Raw genomic sequence first — 19754 nt, 5'->3', positions numbered from 1 at the left:
TGGGGACCAATTATGAGCGTTGTAAATCTTCCTGGGGAGCCAATGAATGATTGGTCGTCCGAATTGCCACGGCAAATTTGGCGGATCGGTATTGTTGGCTTGTTTTTAATGTTTGGTGCCTTGGGCGGCTTTGGCTATTGGGCCTTCTCTGCCCCACTTGCCGCAGCGGTTGTCTCACAGGGCAGCTTTGTGGCCACCGGGCGCAATAAGGTGATCCAGCACTTTGAAGGCGGGATCATCAAGGACATCATCGCCAGCGAGGGCGATGCGGTGCAGGCTGGCGATACGCTGATCACGCTGGACACCACGCCATCGTTCACCAAGCTGACCGAACTGACGCTCCGCAAAGCGCGGCTGGACGCCATGGTCACACGCCTCAAGGCGCAATATGGCAATGATACGCAGCTCACTTTTGCCAGCGCTCTGCGGACGCAGGCGATCACTGATATTGGCCTCGCCGATATCTTGGACAGCCAATCGCAGAGTTTCGAGCTGTCGCGCGACAAGCTGGAAAACGAATTGCAGCTTCTGAATTCAAACATCTCGGCGCAGGAACTGCGGATTTGGGGGTATGAGGAACAAAGCAAGGCTCTTGATGACCAAATGGCCCTGCTCAACGAGGATTTGGCCGCAAAGCGCGAATTATTCAGTTCCGGCCTGACCCGCAAGACAGAGATCAACGCACTGCAACGGGCGCTGGTGGATGCCCGCGGGCAAAAAGCACGATTGGCGGCAGAGATTGGCGAAAGTGAATCGATGATCGGCAAATATCGCAAACAGGCGCTGCAGATCCGTCACGCCTATTCCCAAGAGGCTCTGGATGAATTGCAGGCCGCGCAGGCCGAGCTAGACAGTATCAATGAACAGATCCTGAGCGCCGAGGACGTTTTGCGCCGCACCGAAATCACTGCGCCCGTTTCGGGCACGGTGTTTCGCATGCACTACCATACGTCAGGCGGCGTTATCAAAGGCGGACAGGAAATCGCCGAAATCCTGCCGATGGACGCGCCTTTGATCATCGAAACCCTGATCCCGCGTACAGAAATTGACAGTGTGCAGATCGGCCAGCACGCCTTTGTGCGGCTCACCGCCTTGAACCAGCGCACCACGCCGGTGCTAGATGGCGAAGTGTTCTATCTCTCGGCGGATGCGGTTCACAACGCAGCTGATGCCACCAACCCCGAGGTATATATTGCCCGCATCAACATCACCCCGGAAAGCATCGCCAAGGTGCCACGGTTTGTGCCAACACCCGGCATGCCCGTTGAGATCCTGATCGCGACAGAAGAACGCACGTTCTTTCAATATCTGACCAAACCGATCGTGGATTCAATGTCGCGGGCCTTCCGCGAGGATTGATCAGCTTTTGGGAAATTCGAAGGCGGGCAACCGGCCAAATGCATCACGCAGGGCCACGCCCCAGCCTTCGGAGATCTTCTGATAATAGGGATCGTCCCGGCCAATCCGCAGGCTTTGTCCTGCGGCCAAGCTGTCTTTGTGATAGATCCGCAGATCAATCGGCAGATCGACCCCAAGATTGGCTTTGATCGTACTGTCAAAAGACACCAGCAGCAGCTTCACCGCCTCTTCAAAGCTCATGTCAGCGTCAAAGGCACGCACCAAAATGGGGCGGCCATATTTGGTTTCACCGATCTGCAAGAACGGCGTATCGCTGCTGGCCTCAATAAAATTGCCCTCAGGATAAACGAGGAATATCGTCGGATCCCCATCCGCGATCTGCCCACCCAGGATGATCGTTGCATTAAACGATGCATCGGCCCGCTGTCCCGCTTGCGCATGTGTGTCGAGGACCTCTTTCAGAGTTTCCCCCACCAAAAGAGCCGCCTGATACATGGTCGGCACTTTCAGAATGCTGGGGTCACGCTCATCGCTGGCCTTGCTGCGCTCTTTCAGCAGGCTGATCACGGCCTGTGTCGTCGCCAGGTTTCCAGCGGTCATCACCGTGATGCTGCGCTCTCCGGCAACATCGAATGTGAACATCTTCCGATAAGTCGAAATGTTATCGACGCCCGCGTTGGTGCGGGTGTCGGACATAAACACCAATCCTTGGTTCAACATCAGGCCGACGCAATAGGTCATCTTGGGATCTCAACTGTTCGCACTGTACAATCTATTGCTGCACTTGCAGAGTCACTGCAAGTTTTTCCGTGCCCATTCCCTGGCGAATACCCAAGATCGGTGCCGCATCGCGATAGTCGCGCCCGGTCGCCACACGCACATAGCGAGAATCCGGCGAAATCCCGTTTGAGACATCAAACCCAACCCAGCCTAGGCTCTGTGTAAAGACCTCGCACCAGGCATGGGTCGCATCCTGATCCACGCGATCATCCATCAGCAGATAGCCCGAGATGTAGCGCGCCGGAAAGCCAAGCTGCCGCGCCAGCGCAATCATGATATGGGCGTGGTCCTGACAGACCCCCTGCCCGGCGGCCAGCGCATCTTCGGCACCTGTGGTGCTGTCTGTGGTGCCGAGCTCGTATTGCACCGATTTCGCAATCTCTGCGGACATCGCGTGCAGCAAGGCAATGTCATCGACATCCGCCTGATATTTGCGCAGGGCGGTTGCCATGGCGGTCAGCTTGGGGCCGGGTTTGGTCTGCTCTGTCTGGGCCTGAAACAGCCACAGAGGCGCATAGCCACGATGGTGGCCAATCACACCGGCTGAATCTTCGACTTCCACGGTGCCGGTACTGACAATTTCAACCTGTTTCACGCCACTGTCGACCTTCACAAGATCGGTGTGGTTAAGGAAATGATCGTCAAAACTGACCTGCTTTGACCCACCCTGAACGGTGCATTCCCAGTCAAGCACGGTCTGCCCATGCCCATTTCGCGGTGTCAGACGCAACTGCTGCAAGGCATAGTGCACAGGTTCATCGTAATCATAGGTGGTGATGTGACGGATCGTCAGCCGCTTCATGTCAGCCATTGAATCTAAAGTCCTCCTCGACCTGCTGTGCAAGCTTACCATTATCCAGCAGGAACTGAGTGAGGAATTCGTGCAAACCCTCTTCGAAAATGGTTTCGATGGATTGGCTGTCAAAGCGGTGTTGCAGGGCCTCGGCCAGAACATTGCTTTCCTGGCGGCTCAGATAGCAACGTTCCAGAAACGCCAGATTTTCCCTGACCTTTTTGGCGCAGAACGCCAAAGATCGGGGCATCTGATCATCCAGGATCAGGAAATTCGCAATGCTGATCGGGGTGCTTTCACCACCATTGATCCAGCGATAGGAGCTTTCGGCACTGACCGAACGCAGGATCACCTCCCATTGCGCATTGTCGATGGCCTGGCCGACAAAGGCGGCAGACGGCAGCAGCACATAGTATTTTACATCCAGAATGCGCGCGGTGTTGTCGGCGCGCTCTACAAAGGTGCCAAGCCGCGAGAAGGCATAGATATCATTGCGCAGCATCGTGCCGTGCAAGGCGCCCCGCACAACCGACGTGCGAAAGCGGATTTGCGTGAGCGTGTCATGCAACGCGCGTTCGGTGATAGGGCGCGAGAGGAGCGCTTTGATCTCCATCCAGCATTCGTTGGTCGCCTCCCAGACTTCCGAGCTGAGCGCGGTGCGCACCAGACGCGCATTGCTGCGCGCGGCGCTGATCGCCCCCATGACAGAGGACGGGTTGTCCTTGTCGCGCAAAAGATAGTCGATCACCGCCTCAGCGGAATACTCTTCGTATTTGGTGCGAAACCCGGCATCCATCCCGGCGGTGGTGATGATGGATTGCCATTCGCTTTGCGCTTCGCTGCCACCCGCGCGGGTCAGGGCAATGTGCCACCCAGCGGCCAGAAGCCGTGCGGTGTTTTCGGCACGCTCAAGGTAGCGGAACATCCAGAACAAGCCGCCTGCGGTCTTTCCAAGCATCATGTCTTAATCCCCCAATACCCAAGTGTCTTTTGTGCCGCCGCCCTGACTGGAGTTCACCACGAGCGAGCCGGCCTTAAGCGCCACGCGCGTCAGCCCGCCAGGGGTCAGATCAATGCGGTTGGGCGATACCAGCGCGAAGGGGCGCAGATCCACATGTCGCGGCGCAAGGCCGGATTTGGCCAGGATCGGCACTGTCGACAGGCTCAGCGTTGGCTGGGCGATATAATTATGCGGCTTGGCGCGCAGCTTCTTTTCAAAGGTCGCGATTTCCTTCTTGCTCGCTGCGGGGCCGACCAGCATGCCGTAACCACCTGAACCGTGCACCTCTTTGACAACCAGTTCTGGCAAATGCTCCAGCACGTATTTCAAGCTGTCTTCTTCCGAACATCGCCAGGTCGGCACATTCTTTAATATGGCCCGCTCGCCGGTATAAAATTCAACAATATCAGGCATATAGGAATAGAGCGCCTTGTCGTCGGCAATGCCCGTTCCCGGTGCGTTGGCAATGGTGATATTGCCCGCACGATACACATCCATGATGCCGGGCACGCCCAGCATGCTTTCCGGGTTGAATGTCAGCGGGTCCAGATAATCATCATCCACGCGGCGGTACAGCACATCAATCTGCTGATAGCCCTGCGTGGTGCGCATCGCCACGTGGCCGTTTTCGACACGCAGATCATTGCTTTCAACCAGCTCCACACCCATCTGATCCGCCAAAAACGCATGTTCAAAATAGGCGGAGTTGTGAATACCCGGCGTCAACACCGCAACCACGGGTTTGGCACTGTTGCTATTTTCCGGAGCGCAATCAGACAGCGACCGACGTAGCAATTGCGGATAGCTGCTGACCGGGCGCACATTCAACTTGGTGAACAGCTCAGGGAACATGTGCAGCATGGTTTCCCGGTTTTCGAGCATATAGCTCACCCCGGACGGGGTGCGCGCGTTGTCTTCGAGCACATAAAAATCATTCGGACCGGTGCGCACCAGATCCGTGCCCACAATATGCGTATAGACGCCACCGGCGGGTTTGACGCCAACCATCTCTGGCAGGAACGCCTCGTTTCCAGCGATGATTTCGCGCGGAATGCGACCGGCGCGCAGAATTTCCTGGCGATGATAGATATCGTATAGGAAGGCGTTGATCGCGCGCACACGCTGTTCGATCCCGCGCTCCAACGTGCGCCATTCGCTGGCTGAAATGATCCGGGGCACCACATCAAAGGGGATCAGCCGCTCATCCGCTTCTTTTTGCCCATAGACGTTGAAGGTAATGCCTATGCGGCGGAAAAACTTCTCAGCTTCGATCGAGGTGCGCCTGAGCGCCTTGATATCCTCGCCTTTGAACCATTCATAATACGCTTCATAAGGTTGCCGAGGCTCATCCGCGCTCGCCAACATCTCGTTAAAAAAATCTTGTTTCTCCGACATGGCAACAGGCTGGCATTTTTGCGGGCAGTTGCAAGCAGGTCGCGGAACTTTCGCCTTAAAAAAGCGCGAAACATTAGAAAAGAAAAATTGGCAAGCGCGAAATAAATGAAATACTGCCTAAAATTTAGGCACACTGGCTGCAATTCGGCAGGGTGTGGAAAAACCCGGCGAGTCAGCCAAGGCTTTTGCAAAGCGCCTCTGCGGGCTACACAAGAGATGAAAGTGCACTGCGAGGACCCGTGAAAGACACTCTTGATCGCAAAATCATCGCGGCGTTGCAGGCCAACGCGCGCCAGTCTACTGCCCAAATCGCCAAGAGTTTGGGGGTCGCGCGCACGACGGTGCATGAGCGGATCGCCCGTATGGAAGCCGCAGGGACAATTCGCGGCTATACCGTCAAACTCGGTGCCGAGGAAATGGCGCCACTGGTACAGGTCATTGTTCTTTTGTCGGTGCAGCAGCCGGAAACATCACGCATTATCAAACGCTTGGAAGCCTATCCGGAGATCAAACTCTGCCTGTCCGTGAACGGTGAGTTTGATCTGATGCTCTCCGCCGAAGCGCCGCGACTGGAAGATCTGGATGTGTTGACCGATGAGCTCGCCGCGATCGCCGGGGTCAACCGCACCAAGACCCATGTGGTTTTTGGCCGGCGCATAGATCGGCACTGACATATCGGCGCATCTTTCGTCGATGTGACGGATAATTTCAGCACTTCGTCACTTTGCCCCCTCCCCTCCGAACAGTGAATGCGCGACCCTGTTTAGACAAAGAGCGGAGGATCAGATGCAGTGGCATATTTGCGTTATCGGGGCGGGGAAGATTGGTCAGATGATCGCGGCCCTGCTGAAACAGGCCCCGAATTATCAGGTGACGGTGGCCGATCATGACCTCGCGGCCTTGGCAACAGCGCGCGACATGGGCGTGGCGACACAGCAGATTGACGCAACCGATATCGCTGGGCTCACCCGATCGCTGCAGGGTTTTCACGCTGTGATTTCTGCCGCGCCTTTCTTTCTGACCCCGACGATTGCCGCCGCCGCAAAAGCGGCGGGCGCGCATTATTTTGACCTGACCGAAGATGTCGCCGCCACCCAGGCGGTCCGGGAACTTGCCAAGGGCAGCGCCACGGCATTCATGCCGCAATGCGGCCTCGCCCCTGGATTTGTCGGCATCGCTGGCGCCGCGCTCGCCGCCGAATTTGATACGCTTCAAAGCCTGCATATGCGGGTTGGCGCGCTGCCGCTCTTTCCCACCAATGCGCTGAAATACAATCTCACCTGGTCCACCGACGGCCTCATCAACGAATATTGCAATCCCTGCGACGCCATTGTCGACGGGCAGTTGGTCAAAACCCAACCTTTGGAAGATTACGAGATCCTCGGCCATGACGGTGTGGAATACGAATGTTTCAACACCTCGGGCGGGCTTGGCACTTTGCCCGAAACTCTGCTGGGCCGCGCCGAAGACGTGTCTTATCGCTCCATCCGCTATCCCGGGCATTGCGACGTTCTCAAACTGCTGCTGCATGACCTCGGCCTGCAGAAACGCCGGGACCTGCTGAAAGAGATTTTCGAAGCCGCCCTGCCCCGCACCGATCAAGACGTCGTGCTGGTGTTTTGCACCGCAAAGGGCACCAAAGACGGCGTTCTGCGCGAGCAAAGCTATATCAACAAGAGCCTTTCGGCCAAGATCAATGGCCAGATCTGGAGCGCGATCCAAATCACAACCGCCGCCGGTGTTCTGGGCGTGGTGGATTTGATGCGCCAAGGCAAGATCCCATCAAAAGGCTTCGTGCGCCAGGAACAGGTCAAGCTCTCAGACTTCCTGAACACCGAATTTGGCCAGCTCTACCGGGCTGGCGAAAAATCACAAACGCATCAAGCCGCATAAGAAAGGCCCGCAAAATGAAAGACATGCCCCACACCGCCGACCAAATCCTTGCGCGCCTTGGCCTGAGTGCCGACCAGCTGACCGGCGGCACCCTCACCGTGACCTCCCCCATTGACGGGACGACGCTGGCGCAGGTTCATATACATGGGCTGGACGATGCTGACGGCGCCATCGCCCGCGCTGACACGGCCTTTCGGGCGTGGCGTGAAGTCCCGCCGCCCCGGCGCGGCGAGTTAGTGCGCCTGTTGGGCGAAGAGCTGCGCGCCGCGAAGGATGATCTTGGCGCGTTGGTCAGCCTTGAGGCTGGCAAAATCACTTCAGAGGGCCTTGGCGAAGTGCAGGAGATGATCGACATCTGCGATTTCGCTGTTGGCCTGTCGCGGCAACTCTACGGGTTGACCATCGCCTCCGAACGTCCGGGACACCGCATGATGGAAAGCTGGCATCCGTCGGGGGCGGTCGGGGTGATTTCGGCCTTCAACTTCCCAGTCGCGGTCTGGAGCTGGAATGCCGCCTTGGCCCTTGTGTGCGGCGATCCGGTGATCTGGAAGCCATCGGAAAAAACACCGCTGACGGCCTTGGCCTGCGCCGCGATATTTGACCGCGCCTGCGCCCGCTTTGGCACGGACGCCCCCGACAATCTGCTGCAGCTTTTGATCGGTGGCGCGGATCTGGGCGCGGCGCTCGCCGCCACGGACAAAGTACCGGTGATCTCGGCCACCGGCTCTACCCGCATGGGCCGGGCGGTGGCCCCCATGGTCGCCGCGCGCTTTGGCAAAAGCATTCTGGAACTTGGCGGCAACAACGCGATGATCGTCTGCCCATCGGCGGACCTGGAGATGGCCGTGCGCGCCATTGTGTTTTCCGCCGTTGGCACGGCTGGGCAGCGCTGCACAACATTGCGCCGCCTGATTGTGCACGAAGATATCAAGGCCCCGCTGCTGGAACGTCTGCAGAAAGCTTATGCCGCACTGCCCATTGGCGACCCGCGCGCCGACGGCACTTTGGTTGGCCCGCTGATCGATGCAGAGGCAGGCACCGCAATGACAGCGGCACTGGCGCAGGCTGAGGCCGAAGGCGGCACGGTATTTGGCGGCGCAGCCGTGACAAAGAGCGTTCCAGAGGGCGGCACCTACATGCAACCGGCGATTGTCGACATGCCCAAACAAAGCGCGGTGGTGCGCGACGAAACTTTTGCACCCATCCTGTATGTGCTGAGCTATCGGGATTTTGACGAGGCGCTTGCGCTGCAAAATGACGTGCCGCAGGGGCTCAGCTCCTGCGTGTTTACGCTGAACATGCGCGAGGCCGAACGCTTCATGTCTGCAGCAGGGTCAGACTGCGGCATTGCCAATGTGAACATCGGCCCATCGGGGGCCGAAATCGGCGGCGCTTTTGGCGGCGAAAAGGACACCGGCGGGGGGCGCGAAAGTGGATCGGACGCCTGGCGCGCCTATATGCGGCGGCAAACGAACACCGTCAATTACTCCGCGGACCTGCCTTTGGCACAGGGCGTAAGGTTTGACATTTAGCCCGCGATTGAGGACGCTCGTTTCAAGTTGAGATTTGAATGCTCTTCCGGCGCATCAGGGATATGGAGGATGACGTCGGAACCAAGAGGGTCGCGCAGCAGTGCGCGACCCGTTTTTTTATAATTTGCCCTATTTTTCAGCGGCTTGCGCAGCGAGTCACCAAGGCTCTAAAACGCCCCGACGTCACCGCCGCGCGCGGCAATTTGCCCTGAATATCCTCAAGGGGGGGCGCGCATGATTCGGCCGCAGGCACCTGTTTCATGGCCGCCGGACAGAATTTTTCTGCCCCGCACGGCAATTTAGCGGCTTTTACGCCCAGAGCGCGAAAAAATTTCAGCCCAGACAATCAGGTCGTCAGGCCGCCCCTTGCGCGGTGGCCTCGTTCAGATACGCGGCAATGCGCGCCTTTTGCGTATCGTCCAGACGCAACCCCAGTTTGGTACGCCGCCACAAGAAGTCTTCGGCAGTACGCACCCATTCGTTGTCTTGCGCCCAGGTCAGCTCAGCTGCAGTAATGCCGGCTCCGAAATCTTCGCCGAGATCATCGGCAGAAGAGGCTTTGCCGAGCACATGAAACGTTTCGGTGCCATAAGTGCGCACAAGGCGCAGCGCCACGGCGTCCGTCAGGAAGGGATATTGCGTTTTGACCTTGGCGATCAGCGCCTCCACGCCATCCACGGGAAAATCCCCGCCGGGCATTGGCACACCGGCAGTCCAGGGACCGGGCAGATCAGGAAAGACCTTGCCAATCTCTTCCAAAGCACTTTCGGCGAGACGACGATAGGTTGTGATCTTGCCGCCAAAGACATTCAGGATCGGCGCGCCGCCCTCGGCATTCACCCGCAGCACGTAATCGCGTGTAGCCGCCGTGGCGCTAGAGGCCCCGTCGTTATAAAGCGGGCGCACGCCGGAATAGGTCCAGACGACATCTTCGGCGGTCAGATCTTGTTTGAAATAGCCATTGGCAAACTTCAGCAAATAGTCGCGTTCTTCCGGCGTGCAGACGGGCGCTTCATCCGCGTCATTGTGATCGGCATCGGTGGTGCCAATCAGGGTGTAATCCTGCTCATATGGGATCGAAAAGATGATCCGCCCATCTTCACCCTGAAAGAAATAGCATTTGTCGTGGTCATAGAGCCGCTTGGTCACAATGTGACTGCCGCGCACCAAACGCACCCCTTCGGAGGAGTTGATACCCGCCACGCCGCTAATCACATCCATCACCCAAGGACCGCCTGCGTTCACCAACATCCGCGCGCGAAACTCTTGCTGCGCGCCTTTTGCGTCTTCGGTTGTGATGATCCACAGGCCGCCTTCGCGGCGGGCATTGATCACTTTAGTGCGGGTCATGATCTTGGCCCCGCGCGCCTCTGCATCACGGGCGTTCAGCACCACAAGGCGGCTGTCTTGTACCCAGCAATCCGAATATTCATAGGCCTTCACGAACCGATCATCGATTGGCGCGCCTTCGGGGCCGCTGGTCAGATCCACGGTGCTTGTGCCCGGCAGGATTTTCCGCCCGCCCAGATTGTCATAAAGAAACAGGCCCAGCCGGATCAACCACGCCGGGCGACGGCCTTTCATCCAGGGCATAAAGGTCGTCAGCAGCTTGGAGGTCGGCGTTTCAGAGTCAAAGCGCATGTCTTTGTGGTAGGGCAGCACAAAGCGCATCGGCCAACTGATGTGCGGCATGGCGCGCAGCAGGGTTTCCCGCTCGATCAACGCCTCGCGCACCAGACGGAATTCAAAGAATTCCAGATAGCGCAGCCCACCATGAAACAACTTGGTCGAGGCCGAAGAGGTCGCCGAAGCAAGATCATTCATTTCCGCAAGCGCCACGGACAACCCCCGCCCGGAGGCGTCGCGGGCAATGCCACAGCCATTGATGCCGCCGCCAATTACAAAGAGATCAAGGGTATCGCTGTCAGTCATCGGGTTCACTCAGATTGATTAGTTTTGTGCCCCCGGCCTCTGCGGCTTGGACAAAGCGCGCAGGCGGGCGTGTGTCGGTGATTACATAATCAAGGTCAGCCACATCGCAGATCCGGACCGGCGCGCTGCGGTCAAATTTGGAAACATCCGTGACCAGGATCTTGGTGCGGGCGTTTTGCAAAATGGCGCGGGCCACCGCGACCTCGCGTTCGTCAAAATCCAGGATGGCCCCGTCTTCATCCATCGAAGAGGTCCCAATCACCGCAAAGTCGACCTTGTAGCGGTTGATGAATTCCACGGCTTCCACGCCAACCACCGCGCCATCGCTTTGCCGGACGGAACCGCCCGCGATCACCAGAGATTTCAGCCGCGCGCCGCGCATGATGTGGATGACATTCACGTTGTTGGTGATCACCGTCAGCTCTTCGTGGGTCGCCAGCGCCGCCGCCACCTGTTCGGTTGTTGTGCCGATATTCAACAACAAAGAGGCCCCATCCGGGATCAACGCCGCGGCGCGTTTGGCGATCGCTTGTTTTTCCGCCGATTGCCGCAAACGCCGCTCTTCATAGCCAAACGAGGCCGTGGACACGAGTTTGCGTGCGCCGCCATGGGTGCGCGTTGCGAGCCCACGTTCGCAAAGCTCTGTCAGATCCCGGCGCACCGTCTGGGTGGTGACGGCAAACCGGCGCGACAGGTCATCCACCTCGACGCGATCTTCGGCGCGCAACAGGTGCAAGATCTTTTCCTGACGGTCATTCAAAGCCATTCCACGCCCTCAAATATTCATTTGATGATCGAATTACATCAAATGAACATTGCTGTCCATGGGAATCTCCGAAAACTGCATGCTCTGGCCAAGGCAAACGTAGCCGGTTGCCACAATTGGTTCATATGAACGCGCGCGCACTGCTGACGCCGCGTGAGAATACCACGCAAATGCGTCAAATGCTGCCGCTTTTGCGTGGCATCCCGGCTGGCGTGCCCGTTAAGGTGGCGGCACGACATTGGAAACCGGCCATGAGTGACATCACCCAGGGTCTGCTGGCAGCATTCACTCTGATTGTGACTCTGGATGCGGATCTGATCGAAATTTCGCTGCGCTCACTTTATGTGACCTCCTCCGCCGTGCTGATCGCCTCGGTGATTGGTTTGCCGTTGGGCTGTTGGCTGGCGCTGCGCCGATTTCGGTTTCGCCGCGCGACCATTGCCGTTCTGAACGCTCTGATGGGGCTGCCGCCTGTGGTGGTTGGGCTGCTGGTCTATCTGCTGCTGTCGCGGTCGGGCCCTTTTGGGGTCTTTGGCCTGCTGTTTACCCCCGCTGCGATGATCATTGCACAGGTGATCATTCTGACGCCACTGATTGCCTCCATTGCGCATCAGGCGATCCGGGACCTTTGGGCGGATTATCATGACCTGCTGATCTCGCTGAATACCTCGCGCGGCCAACGCATGCGCACCCTTTTGTGGGATGGGCGGCGCGCCTTGCTGACCGCTGCGCTGGCGGGTTTTGGCCGGGGGATTGGCGAAGTTGGGGCGATCATGATCGTCGGCGGCAATATCGACCATGTCACTCGCGTATTAACCACCGCCATCGCGCTTGAAACCGGCAAAGGGGACTTTGCACTGGCCCTCGGGCTGGGGTTTGTTCTGATTGGCCTCGCCATCACCGTTAACCTTGCCATCCATCGGCTGACCGGCACAGAGGTCCGTGGCCGATGGTAGGCTCGATCCTCCCCGCGCGCCTAGAAAACGTCGAAGTGCGGCGCAAATCGCTGCGCCTGCTGGGCCCGGTGTCCTTTACGCTCGTGGAACACGGTATCACCGTGATCATGGGGCCAAATGGGGCCGGAAAATCCACGCTTTTGCGCGCCTTGCATGGGATGGAACGGCTGTCTGCTGGGGCAATCCGCTGGGCCACAGATCAACAGACCGCGCAGCAGCGGCAGGCCTTTGTTTTTCAAACGCCCACCCTGATGCGCCGCACGGTTCTGGACAATGTCGCCTATCCGCTGCGTCTGGCGGGGCACACACGCAAGGCTGCGCGCGGCAAGGCGCTGGCGCTGCTCAGCAATGTCGGGCTGGCAGAGCGCGCGGACGTACGCGCCAGTGTGCTCTCCGGTGGGGAACGCCAGAAAATGGCGCTGGTGCGGGCCTTGGCACGCGCGCCAGAAGTGCTGTTTCTGGACGAAGCCTGCGCCAATCTGGACGGCAGCGCCACCCGCGACATCGAGGCCATTCTTCAGGCTCAGGCCCAACAAGGCACGCGGCTGATCTTAACCACCCATGATATTGGGCAAGCACGGCGCCTGGCCGATGACGTGCTGTTTCTGCATCGCGGCAAATTGGTCGAAGCCGGCCCGGCCGCCGCATTCTTTGACGCCCCGCAATCACGCGCTGCCCGCGCCTATCTCAACGGAGACATCGTCGAATGACCCTGCGCCACACGCTATCTCTGGGCCTGAGCCTGCTGATATTGACCGCACCGCTGCGCGCCGCTGCGGATGAGATGAAATTGGCTGTAACGACATCCTTTCACAACTCGGGTCTGGCCGACGTGCTTTTGCCCGCCGTGAAAGCGGATCTGGATTTGACCGTTCACCTGCTGGTGGTGGGTACTGGGCAGGCCTTGCGCCTTGGGCGCGCCGGGGATGTTGATGCCATTTTAGTTCATGCCAAAGCAGCGGAAGAGGCCTTTGTCGCCGCAGGTCACGCGCCGCATCGCACCGAGGTCATGTATAATGATTTTGTGCTGATTGGACCGAAGTCCGACCCCGCAAAGATTGCCGATGCCCCGGATGTCGGCAGCGCGCTCTCCGCCATCTGGCAGGCGCGTGCGCCGTTTGTCTCGCGCGGTGATGACAGCGGCACCCACACCAAGGAAAAAGCGCTCTGGGCTGAGATTGGCGCAGACAGAACCGCCTTTGACCCCGGCTGGTACCGCGCCGCTGGGGCCGGCATGGGCGCAACGTTGAATTTGGCGTCTGGTCTTTCGGCCTATGTGCTGAGCGACCGCGCCAGCTGGCTGACCTTTGGCAATAAGGGGGATCTGGCGCTGCTTTTTGCGGGGGATGCCGCGCTATTTAACCAATATGCTTATTTGCCGCTGGACCCTAAGCGCCACCCGCATGTCAACGCGGCGGCAACGCAGGCCTTTGAACACTGGTTGACCAGCCCGCGCGCCGCTACGCTGATCGATGGCTATCGGCTGAATGGCGCGGCGCTGTTTCATTTCAACGCGGCAGCGTCCCAATGAGCGTCGGCCCCACCCCCGGTGCCATTGCGATGCTCTTGCATGCGGGACAATTCCTGCTGGTTAAGCGCGGCAAAGACCCCGGGCGCGGGCTTTGGGGGTTTCCAGGCGGTCATGTTGAGCCGGGCGAAACCGCGACGCAGGCCGCGCTGCGCGAACTCACCGAAGAAACCGGGGTACACGCCAAAGCCCTCGGCGTTTTGACCGAATTAACGGTGAAACTGCATGACTCCGATGGTCGCGTCACCCACAACTATCGCATCAAGGCCATTGCCTGCGTTTACCAGAGCGGCACGCCGGTGGCCGCAGACGACGCCGCCGCCGCTGAATGGGTGCGCAGCGAAGACCTGCTGCACGGCACTCGCCCCCTGCATCCCGACGTGATTGCTGTTGCCAGACTGCGCTTGGAACAGGACTGGGGCTAAACCACCAAGACGCGACAACAGGAATGCTGTTGCGCCCGGCCCCGCAATCCGCTTCACTCCGCCAAGCGCAACATAGGCTGCGCGCCGGACAGCGACAGGAGCCCCAATGCAGGACATGCCACAAAAACCACTCAGATTTGCGCTGGTGGCGCATGACGCCTGCAAATCCAAGATGATCGAATGGGCACAGTCCCATGCCCAGTTCTTTGACGGCGTGGATGTCTTTGCCACCGGCACCACGGGTGGGCTGTTGCAAGACAACCTGCCGGGCCTGAAAGTCACCCGCTTTAAAAGTGGGCCATTGGGCGGCGATCAGCAGCTTGGCGCGATGATCTGCGAAGACAAGCTGGATGCACTGGTATTTTTCATCGACCCGATGTCGCCCATGCCGCATGACGTTGACGTCAAGGCGCTGACCCGTTTGGCCATTGTGTATGATCTGCCCATGGCCTGCAGCCCGGCCACAGCCAATTGCCTTGTTGAATATTTCGAGCGTCACGCCGCTGGCTGATGTTCCCCCCAAGCGAGGCCGCGATGACTGCTTCTGATCTTCTGCGGCTCGCCGCGATTGTGTTTGCCGCCGTCAGTTTTATTGTGGTGGGCGATACCGCTGGCAAACTGCTGACCGCCGGGGGGGTGCACCCGATTGTCGTGGCCTGGGCGCGCTTTGGCATCGGGGCTTTGGTGCTCTTGCCCTTCAGCGGCCTGAAACTGCCTGAGTTGCGCGACCTGCTGCAATGGCGCGTCGCGCTGCGCGCGGTGTTTGTAATCACCGGGATCAGCTGCATTCTGACCGCGCTGAAAACCGAACCGATCGCCAATGTCTTTGGCGCGTTTTTTGTCGGCCCCATCGTGTCCTATGTGCTGGCCATCATCTTCCTGGGCGAGCGCCCGTCAAAGCTGCGCAGCCTGTTGCTCATGATTGGATTTCTCGGCGTTCTGCTCGTGGTCAAACCCGGGTTTGGCGCGTCTGTCGGCATGGGGTTTGCCCTGGCTGCCGGGACGTTTTACGGCGCTTACCTGATGATGACCCGCACCATTGCGGGCGCGTTCAGACCACGGTTTCTGCTGCTGTCGCAATTGCTGATTGGGTCGGTTCTTCTGGCCCCTTTCGGCCTGACTGTGGGGTTGCCCGAGTTGACAGGCGGCCTGGCGCTGCTGTTTCTGGTCAGCGCTCTGGGGTCGGCGGCGGGCAATTATCTGTTGGTGATTTCCAGCAAGAAGGCTGAGGCCAGCCTGATCGCGCCTCTGGTCTATACCCAGCTTGTCTCGGCCACGCTTTCGGGCATTCTGGTCTTTGGAGATTGGCCGGATCTTGTCTCGCTCATCGGGTTGGCGTTGATTGCCCTGTCGGGGGGCAGCGCGCTGTGGGACCATCAGCGTCGCCAGCGTAGCGCGCCGATTTAGTCGCGATCCGTGCGCAGGCTGGAGCCCGCCGGCGGTTTGCGTTTGGGATCGCGTTGCAGCGCCATCACGAAGCTGATGATTTCCGCCACAAGTTCCCAATGCTCGACCGGCACGGCGTCATCAACCTCGACCACATCAAAGAGCGTGCGCGCCAGCGGTTTGTTTTCCACAATCGGGATCTCATTGTCATGCGCAATGAGGCGGATCTGCCGCGCCATGACATCGGCGCCTTTGGCCACACAGATCGGGGCGACATCCACCCCTTGTTCATAGCGCAGCGCCACGGCAAAATGCGTCGGGTTGGTCAGGATGACGTTGGCGGTGGGCACCGCCATGGCGATGCGCTGTTGCGCGCGCTGGCGGCGCAGCGCGGCGCGTTTGCCCCGGATAAGCGGGTCGCCTTCGCTTTCCTTCATCTCATCACGCACCTCTTTCATCGACATCATTTGTTTGCGCCGCCAATCGTAACGGCGCCACAGAATGTCAAAGATGGCCACCGGCACCAGAAAGGCCGCCGCCGCGATCAGAAGTTTGCGCGTGGCGTCGGCCATGTAGCCCGGCAGTGTTTCCGGCACAAAGCCCGGGCCCTGCCAGATGCCGCGCACCGCCGTATTCGTGACCCAAAGCGCCAGCCCGCCAACCACCAGCACTTTCAACAGGTTTTTAACAAAATCCACCAGCGTATTGGCCGAAAATTGACGTTTTAGACCCTCTTTGATCGAGACTTTTGACAGCTTGGGCTTGATCCGTTCCACCGCAGCAACGGTTTCGCCCTGGATCAAGACGCCAAACAACGCCCCCGCCAGCAAAAGCCCGAAAATCGGTGCCACTGCGACGCTGACCCGGCCGATAAATTCCCAGAACACCGTGCCCAAAGTCGCCACGCCCGGCCTTTCGACGCCGACGTGGATACGCCCGGCATTGTCGATGAGTGTGGACAGCGCCGCGACCAATTCTGGCGTCTGCCACTGCAGGCCAAATGTGACAATCCCGATCATCGCGACAACAACCATCATGTTGCCGGTTTCGCGCGAATTGGGCACATCCCCTTTTTTGCGCGCATCACGCAGCTTTTTCTCGGTGGGTTCCTGGGACTTACTACTCTGGTCTTCTTCGGCCATGTGTCAGAACCTGAATGCGCTGAACCAGCGGATGAATTCGGTCAAAAAGTGTTCAATCATCGACGGGATGGCGATCGATAACACGATCAGGCCAACCCCGATCAACATCGCCGCCGCCACAAAAAACACCGGCAGTTGCGGCATCATGCGGTTGGCCAGACCCATGCCCAGATTGAGGATCACCCCCATCACAAAGAAGGGTGCCGCAATCGAGGTGCCAATGTAAAGGCTGCGACTGCCCGCCTTGACCATTTGCTGCGCCAGATCGCCTGCCATAATCACCCCCGGGGGGAACACCACATAGCTTTCCATCAGTCCGCGCAGAATGATGTGATGCGTGTCCGTCACAAAGATCAGCGCAACCGAGCCAATGATCAAAAGCGAAGCCATCAGAGTGGCCCCCTCAAACGAGCCAAGCGACGGACCAAAGGCATTGGCCAGACCAGAGACCTGCCCCACCTGATATCCGGCAAACTGCATCGCCGACAGCAACACGCGCGCCACCAGGCCGATCCAAAGCCCGATAGTGGCCTCCGCTGCGAGCAACACGAACATCGCGCTAGGGGTGCTTGGCGGCGTGGCTGCCACGGGCACCACCGGATAAAGCGCAAGGCACAGAACCAAGGCAAACGACAGCCGCGCGCGCAGCGGGATCTGTGTTTCGCCAAAGCCGGGCAGAAACAGCATGGCGCTGCCGATCCGGGCCACCACCAGCAGGTAGCCAAAAATCAGCGTTGCGATATAGCTGTCGACCGTCATGGCTTAGGGGCCGACCGTCGCCACGGTCTTAAGCGACGCTTTGCGATGCACCTCATTGTGAGAAATCACCTGCGTCATCGGGCTGACCCGTTCAAGGATCGAGCGCACATAAGGTCGGCTATCAGGCGCAACCAGGATCGCAGGCCATTGATCGCCCTCGGCGAACTTTTGCACCTCTTTGCGCACGGCCAGCACAAATTCCTGAACCCGCTGTGGGGACATGATGAAATTCACCTCATCGCCGTTTCGCGAAATCGCGTTCATCAATTCGGTTTCCCAGGACTGGCTGAGCGTGATTACAGGCACGTAGCCCTGCGCATCCACCAGTGCCTGACAAATCTGCTTGCTCAACTGGGCGCGGACATGTTCGACAATGATCTGCACATTCTTTGTGGTGCCCGCCGCTTCGGCCACGGCTTCGATGATCTTGGGCAGATTGCGGATCGACACACGTTCCGAAAGCAGCGCTTGCAACACATGCTGCGTCAAGACCATCGGCGCGTTGTTGGAAATGTCATTGAGCAGCTTTTGATATTCCTTGCTCTGCCCCTCCACCAACGTCTGGGTTGAGGCATAGGTCAGCAGCTCTGGCATGTGTTCTTTGATGATTTCAGTCAGATGGGTGGTGACGACGCTTTCCGGGTCGACCACCGTCATGCCGCGGGCTTCGGCCTCAGAGGCGCGAGATTGGTCCACCCAGATCGCATTCAGCCCAAAGGTCGGCTCGCGGGTGCGTTCGCCCGGTATCTCAACATCCGCGCCGCTTGGCTCGATCACCATCATCGCGCCGGGCCGCAATTCGCCGCGCGCGGTTTCCACACCATGGATCGAAATCGCATAGCTCATGGCCGGCAGCAACGGATCATCCTTGATGCGCACCGGCGGGATCACATAGCCATAATCCTTGATAAAGAGGCTGCGCAGGCTTTTCACTTTGCCCGGCAATGCCGCATCCGGCGAATTGATCAGCGGCACCAAAGCACTGCCCAGATCAAGGCGCAGATCATCCAATTTCAACATCTCTTTCAGCGGATCTTCCGGCGCCTCAGACGCGGTTTTTGCGGCGGCATCTTGCGCCGCGCTCAGCTTGGCCTGTTCAGCCAATTGCCCTTGCATGAAATAGCCCAGCACAGCCATGCCGCCCGCCAACGCGCCAAATACCAAAAACGGAAACCCGGGCAGAAAGCCGACCACGAAACACAGGGCCGCCGCCATATAAAGCGCGCGCGGGAAATTCCCCAGCTGTTTCAGAACCGCTTCGTTTGTTGCCCCTTTGGTGCCGCCCTTGGTCACAAGCAGACCTGCCGCCAGCGACACCACAAGCGCCGGAATCTGAGTGACAAGCCCATCGCCAATCGTCAGCACGGTATAATTGCTCGCCGCTTGGCCAATCGACAGGCCCCGGCTTGTCACCCCGATCAGAATGCCGCCAACCACATTGATCAGCGTGATAATCAGCCCGGCAACGGCATCGCCGCGCACGAATTTTGACGCACCATCCATTGCGCCGAAAAAGGCGCTTTCTTCTTCCAGAATACGGCGGCGCTCACGCGCCTCGTGTTCGTCGATCATGCCGGCGCCCAGGTCCGCATCAATCGCCATCTGTTTGCCCGGCATCGCGTCCAAGCTAAAGCGCGCCGCAACCTCGGCGATCCGGGTCGAGCCCTTGGTGATCACGATGAAGTTGATGATCACGAGGATCGAAAAGATCACGATCCCGATCACAAAATCGCCGCCCACGATAAAGCGCGAGAAACCTTCGATCACACTGCCCGCAGCGGCGGTGCCATTGTGCCCTTCGGACAGGATCAGCCGGGTCGAACTGACGTTCAGCGCCAGTCGCAGCATGGTGACAACCAGCAGGATGGTCGGGAAGGAATTGAAATCAAGCGGTGTGGGAATCCACAGCGCCACCATCAGGATCAGAACCGCAAGTGACAGCGATGTCGCCAGCCCGAAATCCAGCAGAATGGGCGGCAAGGGCACAAAGAGCATGCCCAGGATCATCACAACCCCAAGCGCGAACATCACATCGCGGTTGGCAAGAACCCGGGTGAAATCCCGACCCGTGGTTTTGGCGCTATTGGTATCACTTACGCTCATGCCGG

19 protein-coding genes are annotated in these 19754 nt (G+C 58.9%); 10 read left to right on the top strand and 9 right to left on the bottom strand.

The annotated features are described in order from the left end of the window. The first annotated feature begins 12 nt into the window (after positions 1-12). The gene (locus N6L24_RS14460; RefSeq protein WP_271845408.1) at positions 13-1359 is read left to right on the top strand and encodes an HlyD family type I secretion periplasmic adaptor subunit; all 1347 of its coding nucleotides are present in this window, start codon (positions 13-15) and stop codon (positions 1357-1359) included. Here the strand turns inward: N6L24_RS14460 and N6L24_RS14455 are convergent, their stop codons facing one another. From N6L24_RS14455 to N6L24_RS14440, 4 genes are read right to left on the bottom strand one after another with little or no spacing between them, the layout of a single operon-like run. Continuing rightward, positions 1360-2100, bottom strand: a complete 741-nt coding sequence (locus N6L24_RS14455; protein ID WP_271845407.1) for a proteasome-type protease — start codon at positions 2098-2100, stop codon at positions 1360-1362. It lies immediately after the preceding gene. A 31-nt stretch (positions 2101-2131) separates the two neighbouring features. Continuing rightward, positions 2132-2950 (bottom strand): transglutaminase family protein, encoded by an 819-nt coding sequence (locus tag N6L24_RS14450; RefSeq protein ID WP_271845406.1) that lies wholly within the window; start codon positions 2948-2950, stop codon positions 2132-2134. Then, positions 2943-3890: an alpha-E domain-containing protein gene (locus N6L24_RS14445; protein ID WP_271845458.1), complete on the bottom strand. Its 948-nt coding sequence runs from the start codon at positions 3888-3890 to the stop codon at positions 2943-2945. The genes N6L24_RS14450 and N6L24_RS14445 overlap by 8 nt, the downstream gene beginning before the upstream one ends. Before the next feature lie 6 nt (positions 3891-3896). Beyond that, complete coding sequence (locus N6L24_RS14440; RefSeq protein WP_271845405.1) at positions 3897-5327, bottom strand: circularly permuted type 2 ATP-grasp protein; 1431 nt, start codon at positions 5325-5327, stop codon at positions 3897-3899. A 239-nt stretch (positions 5328-5566) separates the two neighbouring features. Between N6L24_RS14440 and N6L24_RS14435 the strand changes: the two genes are divergently transcribed. The 3 genes from N6L24_RS14435 to amaB all read left to right on the top strand — a co-directional run bounded on the left by N6L24_RS14435 (position 5567) and on the right by amaB (position 8752). Beyond that, positions 5567-5998: an Lrp/AsnC family transcriptional regulator gene (locus N6L24_RS14435; protein WP_271845404.1), complete on the top strand. Its 432-nt coding sequence runs from the start codon at positions 5567-5569 to the stop codon at positions 5996-5998. A gap of 115 nt (positions 5999-6113) precedes the next feature. Further along, entirely contained in the window at positions 6114-7220 is a 1107-nt protein-coding gene (locus tag N6L24_RS14430; RefSeq protein ID WP_271845403.1) for a saccharopine dehydrogenase family protein, read from the top strand. Positions 7221-7234: 14 nt separating this feature from the next. After that, a complete protein-coding gene (gene amaB / locus N6L24_RS14425) occupies positions 7235-8752 on the top strand; it encodes an L-piperidine-6-carboxylate dehydrogenase (RefSeq protein ID WP_271845402.1) in 1518 nt (505 codons plus the stop codon). Between the two features lie 354 nt (positions 8753-9106). On the opposite strand, the gene glpD is transcribed toward amaB, so the two are convergent. Beyond that, positions 9107-10684: a glycerol-3-phosphate dehydrogenase gene (gene glpD / locus N6L24_RS14420; protein WP_271845401.1), complete on the bottom strand. Its 1578-nt coding sequence runs from the start codon at positions 10682-10684 to the stop codon at positions 9107-9109. Further along, positions 10677-11450, bottom strand: coding sequence for a DeoR/GlpR family DNA-binding transcription regulator (locus N6L24_RS14415; RefSeq protein WP_271845400.1), 774 nt, complete (start codon positions 11448-11450; stop codon positions 10677-10679). Before N6L24_RS14415 ends, glpD begins: the two co-directional genes overlap by 8 nt. A gap of 251 nt (positions 11451-11701) precedes the next feature. On the opposite strand from N6L24_RS14415, the gene N6L24_RS14410 reads away from it, so the two are divergent. The 6 genes from N6L24_RS14410 (at position 11702) to N6L24_RS14385 (ending at position 15766) form a co-directional block, all read left to right on the top strand. Then, positions 11702-12406: an ABC transporter permease gene (locus N6L24_RS14410; protein WP_271845457.1), complete on the top strand. Its 705-nt coding sequence runs from the start codon at positions 11702-11704 to the stop codon at positions 12404-12406. Continuing rightward, positions 12400-13116, top strand: coding sequence for an ATP-binding cassette domain-containing protein (locus N6L24_RS14405; RefSeq protein WP_271845399.1), 717 nt, complete (start codon positions 12400-12402; stop codon positions 13114-13116). Before N6L24_RS14410 ends, N6L24_RS14405 begins: the two co-directional genes overlap by 7 nt. Then, a complete protein-coding gene (locus N6L24_RS14400; protein WP_271845398.1) occupies positions 13113-13937 on the top strand; it encodes a substrate-binding domain-containing protein in 825 nt (274 codons plus the stop codon). The genes N6L24_RS14405 and N6L24_RS14400 overlap by 4 nt, the downstream gene beginning before the upstream one ends. Continuing rightward, on the top strand, positions 13934-14359 hold the full coding sequence (locus N6L24_RS14395) for an NUDIX hydrolase (protein WP_271845397.1): 426 nt from the start codon (positions 13934-13936) through the stop codon (positions 14357-14359). The genes N6L24_RS14400 and N6L24_RS14395 overlap by 4 nt, the downstream gene beginning before the upstream one ends. 115 nt (positions 14360-14474) lie before the next feature. Then, entirely contained in the window at positions 14475-14870 is a 396-nt protein-coding gene (locus N6L24_RS14390; protein ID WP_271845396.1) for a methylglyoxal synthase, read from the top strand. A 23-nt stretch (positions 14871-14893) separates the two neighbouring features. Next, positions 14894-15766: a DMT family transporter gene (locus N6L24_RS14385; RefSeq protein WP_271845395.1), complete on the top strand. Its 873-nt coding sequence runs from the start codon at positions 14894-14896 to the stop codon at positions 15764-15766. Here N6L24_RS14385 and N6L24_RS14380 read toward each other — a convergent pair. From N6L24_RS14380 to flhA, 3 genes are read right to left on the bottom strand one after another with little or no spacing between them, the layout of a single operon-like run. Next, positions 15763-16887, bottom strand: coding sequence for an EscU/YscU/HrcU family type III secretion system export apparatus switch protein (locus tag N6L24_RS14380; RefSeq protein WP_271845394.1), 1125 nt, complete (start codon positions 16885-16887; stop codon positions 15763-15765). The genes N6L24_RS14385 and N6L24_RS14380 overlap by 4 nt on opposite strands. A 3-nt stretch (positions 16888-16890) precedes the next feature. Then, complete coding sequence (locus tag N6L24_RS14375; RefSeq protein ID WP_271845393.1) at positions 16891-17646, bottom strand: flagellar biosynthetic protein FliR; 756 nt, start codon at positions 17644-17646, stop codon at positions 16891-16893. Between the two features lie 3 nt (positions 17647-17649). Next, positions 17650-19749 carry a flagellar biosynthesis protein FlhA gene (gene flhA / locus N6L24_RS14370; RefSeq protein ID WP_271845392.1) on the bottom strand — a complete coding sequence of 700 codons (2100 nt, stop codon included), beginning with the start codon at positions 19747-19749 and terminating at the stop codon, positions 17650-17652. Positions 19750-19754: the final 5 nt, after the last annotated feature.

Origin of the sequence: Cognatishimia sp. SS12 (assembly GCF_028369055.1) — a bacterium.
Taxonomy (GTDB): domain Bacteria; phylum Pseudomonadota; class Alphaproteobacteria; order Rhodobacterales; family Rhodobacteraceae; genus Cognatishimia.
This window is presented reverse-complemented; position numbering and strand designations above follow the sequence as displayed.

Coding starts and splice junctions, on each gene's coding strand:
- N6L24_RS14400 (WP_271845398.1), top strand. CDS start 13,113: ATGACCCTGCGCCACACGCTATCTCTGGGCCTGAGCCTGCTGATATTG.
- amaB (WP_271845402.1), top strand. CDS start 7,235: ATGAAAGACATGCCCCACACCGCCGACCAAATCCTTGCGCGCCTTGGC.
- N6L24_RS14395 (WP_271845397.1), top strand. CDS start 13,934: ATGAGCGTCGGCCCCACCCCCGGTGCCATTGCGATGCTCTTGCATGCG.
- N6L24_RS14375 (WP_271845393.1), bottom strand. CDS start 17,646: ATGACGGTCGACAGCTATATCGCAACGCTGATTTTTGGCTACCTGCTG.
- N6L24_RS14410 (WP_271845457.1), top strand. CDS start 11,702: ATGAGTGACATCACCCAGGGTCTGCTGGCAGCATTCACTCTGATTGTG.
- N6L24_RS14415 (WP_271845400.1), bottom strand. CDS start 11,450: ATGGCTTTGAATGACCGTCAGGAAAAGATCTTGCACCTGTTGCGCGCC.
- N6L24_RS14405 (WP_271845399.1), top strand. CDS start 12,400: ATGGTAGGCTCGATCCTCCCCGCGCGCCTAGAAAACGTCGAAGTGCGG.
- N6L24_RS14440 (WP_271845405.1), bottom strand. CDS start 5,327: ATGTCGGAGAAACAAGATTTTTTTAACGAGATGTTGGCGAGCGCGGAT.
- N6L24_RS14380 (WP_271845394.1), bottom strand. CDS start 16,887: ATGGCCGAAGAAGACCAGAGTAGTAAGTCCCAGGAACCCACCGAGAAA.
- N6L24_RS14430 (WP_271845403.1), top strand. CDS start 6,114: ATGCAGTGGCATATTTGCGTTATCGGGGCGGGGAAGATTGGTCAGATG.
- N6L24_RS14450 (WP_271845406.1), bottom strand. CDS start 2,950: ATGGCTGACATGAAGCGGCTGACGATCCGTCACATCACCACCTATGAT.
- N6L24_RS14455 (WP_271845407.1), bottom strand. CDS start 2,100: ATGACCTATTGCGTCGGCCTGATGTTGAACCAAGGATTGGTGTTTATG.
- N6L24_RS14385 (WP_271845395.1), top strand. CDS start 14,894: ATGACTGCTTCTGATCTTCTGCGGCTCGCCGCGATTGTGTTTGCCGCC.
- N6L24_RS14390 (WP_271845396.1), top strand. CDS start 14,475: ATGCCACAAAAACCACTCAGATTTGCGCTGGTGGCGCATGACGCCTGC.
- flhA (WP_271845392.1), bottom strand. CDS start 19,749: ATGAGCGTAAGTGATACCAATAGCGCCAAAACCACGGGTCGGGATTTC.
- glpD (WP_271845401.1), bottom strand. CDS start 10,684: ATGACTGACAGCGATACCCTTGATCTCTTTGTAATTGGCGGCGGCATC.
- N6L24_RS14460 (WP_271845408.1), top strand. CDS start 13: ATGAGCGTTGTAAATCTTCCTGGGGAGCCAATGAATGATTGGTCGTCC.
- N6L24_RS14445 (WP_271845458.1), bottom strand. CDS start 3,890: ATGCTTGGAAAGACCGCAGGCGGCTTGTTCTGGATGTTCCGCTACCTT.